Below are 7,484 nucleotides of genomic sequence, written 5' to 3'. Positions count from 1 at the left end.
AGGCCGGGGAGGTGTTCCCGGCGGCGTCGCGGGCGACGACGTGGACGGTGTAGGCGGTGTTCGGGGTGAGGCCGGTCAGGGTGAGGGAGGTGCCGGTGGCCGAGTCGAGTCTCGTGGTGCCGGAGTAGACGTCGTAGCCGGTGACGCCGACGTTGTCGGTCGCGGCGGTCCAGGTCAGCGTGGCCCCGGAGGAGGTGACGGCCGACACGGACGGCCTGCCCGGCGCGGTCGGCGCGACCTCGTCCTCGACCGGCGGCGGCTCGTCACCGGGCGGGTCGCCCCAGATCTTGGCCGTCCCCGCGTACAGGGTCATGTTCGGCGTGCGGACCGGGGTCGCGCCCGGGGTGGTCGGGATGCCCTTGTACGACCAGTCGTTGGACGGATCCCACGTGCCGGTGCCGGCGATGCGGAACTGCACCTCACGCCGGTGCTGCGACTGGCCCGCCGGGGCGATCGAGGTGCCCGAGCAGTCCACGGTGACGTAGTAGGTCCTCCCCGACAGCAGGGTCGGCCCGGTGGGCGCCTTGCACTGGTTGTAGGCCGACGAGACGGTGATCTGGCTCGCGGTGGTGTCGCCGTCGAGGGTGAAGTAGTAGCGGAACGAGCCGTTGTCCAGGACGCGGGCCGGCCAGGCGGACTGGTTCCGGACGATGGCCTTGATCTCGGTGAACGTCGTGCCGGAGGCGTTCACCCCGGCCTCCACGAAGATCTCCGGGCCGTCGGGCGTCTCGGCCTTGGGGAAGCCGGCCGCCGGGGCTCCGCCGTACTCGGAGTACAGGCGGGCGAGCGCGCCGGTGAAGCCGGCGTTGTAGTCGGTGGCGACCTCGTTCATCACGTAGTCGTCGCGCTTGTCGGTGTAGGCGTCGTCGGGGTCGGGCGGGCCGCCGACGAGCGCGCCGTACAGGGTGTGGCGGGTCTCGGCCGGGTTGGTCATCTGGTCGGTCCACGAGCCGTGCGCGGTGCGGTGGTGCGGGTTCTTCGGCGGGTTGTCGCCGAAGCCGATCACGTAGGAGGAGTTGCGCGGGTTGTCGCCGAGCGCGTAGTCGATCTGGCGCTTGGCGAAGTCGTGGTAGCGCGCCCTGCGGGTCGAGTCGGTGATCGTGTCGGCGTGGACCAGCGCCACGAACGCGGTGTTGGCGGCGTAGCGCAGCGACCCCCACCGGTCGAGTACGGCCTGGCCGCCCGGCGAGTACTTCACCCGCTGGCCGTTGACGCCGACCGTCCAGTAGTCGAGCCAGCGGTTGGCGTCGTCGAGGTAGCGCTGCTTGCCGGTCAGCTTGTTCAGCAGCACGTAGGCGCCGTAGGACTTGTCGTCCCAGGCGATCGTCCACTTGTAGGACCTGGTCGTGGACTGCGGCTCGGTGCCGAGGTTGTCGTAGTAGGACTCGGCCTTGGCGAGGTAGGAGGCGTCCTTGGTGGCCCGGTACAGCCAGATGGCGCCCCAGACCAGCTCGTCGTTGTAGCCGCTCCAGGAGTTGTAGTAGCCCTGGGCGTCGGAGATGCAGTCGCTGTACTTCTTCCGCACGGTGTCGGCGAAGGTGTACAGCTGCTTGGCGTGCGTCAGCAGCGTGTCGGCGTAGGACGGGTTCGTCGGGCGGAAGACCATCGAGGAGGCGGCCATCGCGGCCGCGGTCTCCCCGGCGAGGTCCGACCCGCCGCAGGAGGCGTCGATCCTGTAGGCGGGCCGCTCCATCTGCATCGCCTCGGCCGGACCCCACCAGGCGTGGTCCTTGCCGCCGTTGCCGACCTGCCCGTAGAGCACGTTCGGCGACGGGTGGGCCTTGATGAAGTAGTCGTTGACGAACTTCAGGTTGTTCAGCAGGTGGGTGAGCTGCCCGGCGGAGTCGTAGGCGTCGCGGTACTCCACCGCCCCCCAGGCCAGCATCGTCGCGCTGGCCGCCATGGGCAGGCCGAACTTGACGTGGTCGCCGGCGTCGTACCAGCCGCCGGTCAGGTCGAGCCCGGCGTCCTTGCCGTCGTTGAGCGCCGAGTCGCCGCGCCAGCCGACGCGGTTCCAGCTCGGCAGCCTGCCGGACTGCTGGGCCTCGTAGAACCAGATGGACTTCTGCAGGGCCTCGCCGTAGGCGAACGCCGGGGCGGCGTTCGCCGGCGCGGCCTGGGCCACGGCGGGCAGCGGTGCGGCGACCACGGCCGCCAGGCCGAGTGCCGCCAGGTGTTTCCTCATCGGGGGGTGCCTCTCGGGAGACGAGACGGTGCTGTGGGGAGAAGGGTTCCGCGGGCCGGCCGGCGCCGGGGGTACGGCGGGCGGCGCCGGGGGTACGGCGGGCGCCGGGGTACGGCGGGCCGGTGAGGGAGGGAAGCGGCGGGGCGGTGAGGAGGGGGAACGGCGGGGCGGTCGATGGTGCTCGGGGCGTGACGGCAGGTCAGGGGTACCGTCACGCCCCGAGGTCTCGCGGGGAGCGGGCCGGCCGGGGAGCCGGCCCTGCTCCGTCAGGGCGGGGGCGGGCCGGTCGGGCCGGCCCTGCCCCGCCGGGCGGGGGAGCGGGTCAGCCGAAGAGCCGGCCGTACTCCGCCAGGGCGACGGCCACGTCGACCTGGGCCCAGAACCGGTGGTAGTTGAAGGTCGGCGCGGGACCGGTGCCCTTCAGGAAGGCGTCCACCTTCGGCCAGTCCGGGTCGTTCTTGTAGAAGGACCGGATCGACAGGAAGGTGGAGTTCGAGTCGATCACGTCGCCGTTCGGCATCTTGCCGGTCCAGCCGGCCGGGACGTAGATCGGGTCGTCGAGGCGGTTGTAGTCGGCCTTGGTCTCCGGGGTGGAGACGCCCTTGGTGTCCTGGTTGTTCTTCCACATGCCGTCGAGCAGCGCCTTGGCGATGCCCTGGGCCTTGGCGTCACCGGCCTTGGCCGCGTAGTACATCAGCACCTTGGCGTAGGAGCCGGCCACACCGACGTCGGTGGTGTAGTCGCGGATGCTGACGTGCAGCCCGGTGTTGGGACGCGGGTTGTTCGGGTCCCAGGTCTCCGGCTGGCCGGTCCACACCAGGGTCGAGGGGATCTGGAAGGTGCCGTCGGCGTTGACCGTGGTGTTGTCGGTCGCCCACTTGACCCACTTGTCCAGGACGAGCTTGGCGTCGGCGTTGCCGGTCGCGTAGTAGAGCTCCGCGACGCGTTCCATGGACCACGCCTGGAAGCCGAACCACTGGTTGGACGGCGGGTCGTGGTAGACCGGCTGCCAGTCGTAGGCCATGCCGTAGAAGGTCGGCAGGGTCGACGGCGGGGCGGCGTAGTGGCCCTGCCAGCTGTTGGTGGCGCCACCGGCGATCGCGCCCTCGGTCGACTGCAGCCAGCGGTAGAACTCCAGCTGCCGCTTCAGGCTGGTGGACCAGTCCTGGACGGCGGTCGTGCCCTTGGGCTTGAGCGCGTCCACGCTGGACAGGGCCCAGGCCGCCATCGGGTTCTGGTAGCCGGAGTGGTTGTGGCTGGAGCCGATCCGCCAGGCCCAGCCGGCGGAGCTGTCGAGCGCGCCGCCCCAGGCGTAGTACCAGCTCAGCAGGTAGGCCGAGCTGTCCTTGCCGGTGCCGGCCGGGCACGTGGTGCTGGTGCAGCCCTGCTTCTTGAAGTACTTGTCGTACATCGCGTAGCGCAGGTAGTCGCCCATCTTCGCGGCCTTGGTGACCGAGCCGGCGACCTGCGACTCCTTGCCCTGCTCCTTGGCCCAGGTGTGGGCCCAGTAGGCGACCTGGACGGCGCGGGCGTCGGCGTCGGGGGCGTTGGTGTACTTCCACTGCTTGGCGTAGCTGCTGTCCCCGGTGAACAGGTCGAGGAAGCCGTTCTTGCCGCCGTGCTTGAAGGTGTCGCAGGACGGCTGCGGGATGGTCTCGAAGACCGACTCCTCCGGGCCGCGCTGGTAGGTGTTGATGTAGGCGGGCCTGGTGGTGCCGTCACCGCAGCGGCCGAAGCCGTAGGTGTTGTCCACGTCCAGCAGCCAGTGCATGCCGTAGATGTCGCTGGTGCCGTAGGCGCTCTTCAGTTCGTTCGCGAGCGGGTCGACGCCGACGCTCACGCCACCGTCCAGCTTGGACGGGTACTGCTTGATGTCGTCCCACTCGCCGGCGTAGGTGGCGGGCTTGGACGGGTTGTAGAAGGAGTTGGTGGGCTGGTCCGCGGTGGCGGGGATGATGTACTTCTCCATCGAGGCCCAGGCGGCGTTGAACTTGGTCCAGTCGCCGGTCACCCTGCCGTAGGCGGCCTCCAGCCACAGGTAGTAGCTGTAGGCCTCGGAGGTGGTCTCGTGCCCCTGGTCGGGCGCCTCGACCATCAGGGTCTCCACCGAGTGGTACGGCACGCCCTCCGGCGAGAAGTAGCCGTTGGCGGGGTCCTTGAGCTTGTTGTACATCGTGGTGAAGCGCTGGACGTACTCGTTGTCGCCGCCGGCGGTGTCGTTGTCCACCTCGGTGACGGTCGCCTTGGCCGAGGTGTGGCCGGCGGCGGTCGCGGTGAACTCGGCGGTGCCGGAGGTCTTGTCGGCGTCCTCGGCCGCGGCGATCCGCACCGTCTGGGCGGTGTTCCAGTTGGCCGGGGTGAAGGTCAGCGTCCCGCCGGAGGCGACCGTCAGGTCGGCGTCACCGCTGGTCCTGGTGGTCGTCACGGTGACGTTCGAGGCCGGGGCCTTGGAGAGCCTGACCGACAGGTTCGCGCTGCCGCCCTCGGGGACGGCGAGGGTGGCCGGGCTCAGGACGACCGCGGGGGCGCTGTCGGCCCGCACGCTGATCCCGACCGGGTCGGAGGTGGTGGAGGCGCCCTTGTCGTCGGTCGCCTTGGCGGTGATCGAGTAGTCGCCGGCCGCCACGCCGGTCCAGCTGTAGGCGTACGGCGCGGTCGTGTCGGTGCCCAGCAGGGTGGTGCCGTTGTAGAACTCGACCTTGGAGACCGTGCCGTCGGAGTCGGCCGCGTCGGCGGTGATGTCCACCGTGGCGGGCGCGGTGAAGGTGGCGCCCGCGACCGGCTTGGTGATCTTCGCGGTGGGCGCCTTGTTGACGGGGCCGGACCCGCCGCAGGTGGCGCCGTTGATCGAGAAGCTGCTCGGCTTGGGGTTGGACCCGGACCAGCTTCCGTTGAAGCCGATGTTGGTCGAGGCGCCGGTGGCGAGGTTGCCGTTCCAGTCGAGGTTCTTCGCGGTGACGTTCTGGCCGCTCTGCGACCAGGTGGCGCTCCAGCCCTGCTGGACCTTCTGCGCGGCGTCCGGGAAGGCGAACCCGAGAGTCCAGCCGTTCAGCGGGTCACCGAGGTTCTTGATCGTTATACTGGCGGTGAAGCCGCCCTGCCAGTCGTTGGTGGTGTAGGTCACCTCACAGGCGACGGCCGCCTGCGCGGGCGCGGCGGCCAGCGCGGTGGTCATCCCGGCCGCCACGCTGAGCAGCGCCAGCCCGGCGATCCGTCTCCGGAAGCGTGGGAGCGCTCCCGTTCTTTGCGGGGATTGAGGCATCGGGAAGTTCCTCCAGGGGGTGGGTCGGCACAAAACCGCTGGTTGCGGTCATGTGCCGGGTGGGGCCGGGGGAAAGGGGGGTGGGAGCGCTCCCAAAAGGGATTTTTTGAGGCTGGGTGTCCGGATGTCAATGGGATGGATTCCGGGTTACACCCGCGTTTCATGCCGGGGGCCGCCAGGCTGCTGAGATCCCGGCGGGGGATTTCCCGCCGGCTGAAACTTTCACGTGCCCGCGGGGGTTCCGGGGAGCCCCGGGAGACCGGGTCGCCGGGAGGGGACCGGCCGCCGGGGCTCCCCGGAGGGGGTCAGGATCCGGAGCAGGTGACGCCGGACGGCTGGCCCGCCGTGCCGTTCGCGGTGAAACCGACCGCGACCGACTGCCCGGCGCCCAGGTTCCGCGCCCAGTCGGGGCCCTGCGCCGTCCAGGTCGTGCCGCCGGTCGTGACGACGGCGTTCCACGCGCTGGCGAGCGTGACGCCCGAGGGCATCGTCCAGGTGGCCTTCCAGCCGTTCAGCGCCGAATCACCGGAGTTCTTGATGGTCAGCTCGCCCTGGAAGCCGCCCTGCCAGGAGTTGACGAGCCTGTACGACGAGGTGCACGAGGCCGGGTTCGCCGTGGGAGAGACCGTCGGGGTGGCCGTCGGGGTGGCCGTCGGGGTGGCGGTGGGGGTGCCGGACGGGGAGGGCCCCGGGGTCCCGCCGCTCCCGCCGGACGGCGGGATCAGGTAGGGCTGGATGATGTCCTGCTTGGCCTGGTCGACCGTGGTCCAGTCGTCCTTGAGGATGCCCCCGGTGTCACCGGAGTTGGGGTTCCACGACCAGTACGTGAACGACATGCCGTTCACCCCGGTGCCGGTGTACTTCAGCAGCTCCTGGAGCCAGACCTTGTCGATCGGGGACTGCAGGGTGCTGCCGAACTCGCCGATCATGATCGGGGCGATGTTCTGCCGGTGGAGATAGCCCCAGTACCGGTCCCAGATCGCGGGCATGTTCGCCGGGTAGGACGGGTCGTCGAACCACGCCTGGCGGTAGACGGACGTGGCGTACTCGTGCGGCGAGTAGACCAGGCGGTTCGGCACGCTGAGCCGTACCGGGAACTGCCCGGCCTTGGACAGGTTGCCGCCCCACCAGCCGCAGTCCTCGTCGTTGGTCGGGTCGTTGTCCCAGACGTTGGACAGGCCGCCGCTCGGGCAGCTCACGCCCTCGACGAAGATCAGCCAGTCGGGGTTGACCGACAGGACCGCGTTGCCCGCCCGCTCGGCCGCCAGCCGCCAGTCGCGCGCCGGGTCGCCGCAGCCCCAGCAGGAGCCGGTGGCCGCCGGGTTGGTGCCCTCGGCGTGCGGCTCGTTGTGCAGGTCGGCGCCGATCACCGTGGTGTTGCCCGCGTAGCGCCGGGCGAGCATCTTCCAGTCATCGATCCACGTGCTCTCCGGCGTCGCGGAGACGTACCACAGGGCCGACTGCCCGGCGGAGGTCGGGCGGTGCCGGTCGAGGATGATCCGCATGCCCTTGCCGCCCGCGTAGGCGATGACCTTGTCGAGGATCTGCAGCGGGGTGTTCCCGGCCAGGTCGGGGTTGACGTAGTCGTTGACGCTGGTGGCCGTCGCGCCGGGCTTGAGCGCGTCGTTGGAGAACGGCACGCGCAGGGTGTTGTAGCCGAGCGAGGCCATCTTGTCGATCTGGCTCCGCCACGGGTTGCTCGACCACAGACCGTGGAAGGTCCTGTTGTCGGTCTCCATGCCGAACCAGTTGATGCCGGTCAGCCGGACGGTCGCCCCCGCACTGTCGACGATCTTGTTGCCGGAGGTGTGCAGGTAGCCGGTTCCGGTGCCGCCCGCCGCGCCCGCGGGGGAGGAGACGAACACGACCGCCAGCGCCGAGGTGACGGCGAACGCCGCCAGCGCCGCCATCCACCTGCGAACACGCAGGACTCTCATCGGGTGCCCTTCGAGGAGTCGAGGACGGATCTGCCCGCGGGGGGATCCCCGCGAGGGAGGGTGCGGCCGGTCGCGTCGTCATGCTTGGCCGCCCGGCGGA

The 7,484-nt window shown here is 70.3% G+C and carries 2 protein-coding genes and 1 pseudogene; all 3 read right to left on the bottom strand.

The genetic code is table 11. From position 1 onward, the window contains the following. Window positions 1-2,185, bottom strand: a pseudogene (locus IEZ10_RS18985) (glycoside hydrolase family 9 protein); the annotation flags it as partial. A gap of 322 nt (window positions 2,186-2,507) precedes the next feature. Then, window positions 2,508-5,447: a glycoside hydrolase family 48 protein gene (locus IEZ10_RS18980; protein ID WP_189247845.1), complete on the bottom strand. Its 2,940-nt coding sequence runs from the start codon at window positions 5,445-5,447 to the stop codon at window positions 2,508-2,510. A gap of 305 nt (window positions 5,448-5,752) precedes the next feature. Beyond that, complete coding sequence (locus IEZ10_RS18975) at window positions 5,753-7,384, bottom strand: cellulase family glycosylhydrolase (protein ID WP_229811410.1); 1,632 nt, start codon at window positions 7,382-7,384, stop codon at window positions 5,753-5,755. Window positions 7,385-7,484: the final 100 nt, after the last annotated feature.

The organism is Streptosporangium pseudovulgare, assembly GCF_014648055.1.
In the GTDB taxonomy this organism is placed as follows: Bacteria; Actinomycetota; Actinomycetes; order Streptosporangiales; family Streptosporangiaceae; genus Streptosporangium; species Streptosporangium pseudovulgare.
Note: the sequence above shows the minus strand (reverse complement) of the source record. Positions and strands in the feature narration are given on the sequence as shown.